Origin of the sequence: Weissella sp. MSCH1, assembly GCF_045799135.1 — a bacterium.
Taxonomy (GTDB): domain Bacteria; phylum Bacillota; class Bacilli; order Lactobacillales; family Lactobacillaceae; genus Weissella.
In genome coordinates, this window is sequence record NZ_JBJMBA010000005.1 from 1 (window position 1) to 2,867 (window position 2,867).

2 protein-coding genes are annotated in these 2,867 nt (G+C 38.2%); both read left to right on the forward strand.

The window, feature by feature from the left end; all coding sequences use genetic code 11:
• Positions 1-491: 491 nt before the first annotated feature.
• Positions 492-890 carry a hypothetical protein gene (locus ACJ28U_RS00090; protein ID WP_407617990.1) on the forward strand — a complete coding sequence of 133 codons (399 nt, stop codon included), beginning with the start codon at positions 492-494 and terminating at the stop codon, positions 888-890.
• Positions 891-896: 6 nt separating this feature from the next.
• Positions 897-1,622: a hypothetical protein gene (locus ACJ28U_RS00095; protein WP_407617991.1), complete on the forward strand. Its 726-nt coding sequence runs from the start codon at positions 897-899 to the stop codon at positions 1,620-1,622.
• The last annotated feature ends 1,245 nt before the right edge of the window (positions 1,623-2,867 follow it).

Genomic DNA, 2,867 nt, shown 5'->3' on the forward strand with positions numbered 1-2,867 from the left:
AACTAACCGCTACCCATTGTGTTGGACGATTAACTATCTCTTCTCCACGTCTCTGTTTTTGCTGTCTGTGGAGCATACAGCAAGGCCCTTCACGTGCCGTCCTACTTTCCATGTAGGCTTCTTTGTCCTGAGTGCGTTCTACTCTGTCGCCGTAACGGGGCGGGTATCGAGTGCAAAAAAGACGAGAGACAATGTGACCCGATTCAGTCACATTGTCTCTCGTCAGAAGTTGTTCTTTTCTTGACGCATTCTCGGTAAGTACCCTATAATGTACTTACATCTTGAATGACAACGTGCTTTGAATGAACCACCATTCTTTGCACTGGCACCTATCGAGGGTCGAAACTCGATAGGTGCCTTTTCTTTTATATTTGATTAGTTATTGATTTAACTTTAACCAGCAAAAGGAATACTTGCAAGTATTTTATTTGTTTTTACCCATGTTTTAGTATTTAATAAACATATTAAATACTAAGGAATAGGGTATCAACATGGTTAAAAATAAAAATTTCAAAATGTCTAAGCGTTTATTATTAGTGCTTGGAATTACATTTCTGGCTACTACTTCTGCTTATGCTACATATACATTGATTAAATTTAATGAGAACGGAAAATACAATACCTCTCTTGAAGAGATTAAAACTAGTATCAACAATCTGACTAATAGTTTAACAACTACAGCAGGTAAGCTTACAGAAGAAAAGGATTCCCATTCGAAGGATATTTCTACATTGAACGGCGAAGTTACCAAGGCAAATCAATATGCAGCATCTGTATCCAGTGCAGTAGCTGATGCTGATAAGACAAACTCTACAGCATCGTCTGCTATATCAACAGCAAACTCAGCAATTAGCTATGACCCTTCAACTGTTAGTAGTTCAGCAAATTAATTTTTAATGATGAAATTTAAATATACGACTTTTTTCGTATCGTTATTATCAATTTCACTAATAGCAAATATTGTATCAGCTAGCTATATACTAAATAAATTTAAGGTAGATCAAACTAATATTACTAAGATCAACAATTTATCATCTGCCGTCAAACAAACTACCGATAAGTTATTAATTACTAGCGATAATATCATTGCTCTTAAAGATTCTAGTTCTTTTGATAAACAATTCAAAACAAGTTTTCAAAATAAAACGACAGTTAATAGTATAACTACCCCTCCGTATCAAAGTGTTGGCCAAATATATTGGTCTAATGTTTATAATACGTTGGTATCTACAAACGGTTCTACCAGTTATATATGGGTCGGATCTACATGGTTACCATTTACCAATACAGGATTTATATCTGAAACTAAAATAAAAGTAGCAGACGCTTTAAATCAAAATTTAGGATCATTACCAAATCAGAGTATAGCAATAGATACATCAGGAAATTTATATAGCGTCCAAGTATCAAAATTAACAGGACTTTTAATAAATTTAACTGCAACCGTACAAGTGTCGACAATAAAAAATGCACAGATAAGCGGTATACACTGGGACTCTACCAATAATAAATTAGTTGGCGTTGTAAAAACCTCAGGATTATTTAGTAATTCTTTTAATGTTGCTTATTCAACAACACCAGATAGTGTAGGATCATATTGGTCTGATGCTACATTAAAGTAATTTGTTTTCGATACATTAGCTATACCAAAGGGAGTCGACATAACACAGGTTATACAAAGTGCCTGTCATGGCGCGCTTTGCGGCACTTTGTGCAGCAACCCCCATTCACAAACTTCAAAAAAGCCCGAAACGGCGTTTCACAAACGTCAGTTTCGGGCTTTTTCACAATTTAGACCAATTTAACTCAGAGATTGATCATTAAACTCGTCAATCTGACATATAGCGCTGCGCTATAATATAGGAATCTCCAGAGATTCATTTTGTGTGTCTTTTAACAAAAAGCCAGTTACTGTCCGATTTTTTGGACAGTAACTGGCTTTTTGTTTTGACCAACCAACAGGCGGTTAGTTGGGTTGTTGCCACCGGCAACTTCTGATACACATTTTAAGCACAAATCACGCCCAAAAATTGAGTGGGGTGTAAGTGCGCATTCTGATGTAATCAGGAGAGCAATTTCATCACTTTTTTAAAGTGATGTGTAAGTGCGCTTGTCAGAAAAACGCTGACAGATGACTAAAGAATTTTTTAATCGATCTCACACTAATTATCCGCTAAAAGACCCCCCACGCTCGCTGGACAAATTTGGCAGAAGTGAAAGCCAAATTCATGCCTACCCCGTACCATATTGCCACCGGCTAATTGGAGCCTTCGGCAGACACAGGGGCAAGCCCCTGGACCCCTTTATGCTGAAACCTTTTAAATACCCGATTATTAAACACCGTGTTGAACAATATATCGATCAGTCGTTGCAGATAGCCTGCAAGGCTCTCTCTCTCGACACTCCACCAATTATCCCCTTAATGGGGATAATTGGTGTGTTTCGTTGAGTGCATCTCGCAACGACTGATATTTCTATCACAGTAGATTATGTTCAAGCTACCCCTTACAACCTTCGGTTATGTTTTGACGTTGTTTTATATCTACTTGTGTCTATTTATATGGCTGACACCTAAAAACGCCTCTGAGAGCTTCTCAGGGCGTTTTTTGATATATGGTAACTGTTTAACCCATGACATAACGCTAGGACTACTGACTTCGAACGATTACTCGTTCAGCTTTTCCGCATGCTATATTTCTTCATCACGGCGCAACCCGCGATCGGACAACTAACCGCTACCCATTGTGTTGGACGATTAACTATCTCTTCTCCACGTCTCTGTTTTTGCTGTCTGTGGAGCATACAGCAAGGCCCTTCACGTGCCGTCCTACTTTCCATGTAGGCTTCTTTGTCCTGAGTGCGTTCTA

Coding starts and splice junctions, on each gene's coding strand:
- ACJ28U_RS00090 (WP_407617990.1), top strand. CDS start 492: ATGGTTAAAAATAAAAATTTCAAAATGTCTAAGCGTTTATTATTAGTG.
- ACJ28U_RS00095 (WP_407617991.1), top strand. CDS start 897: ATGATGAAATTTAAATATACGACTTTTTTCGTATCGTTATTATCAATT.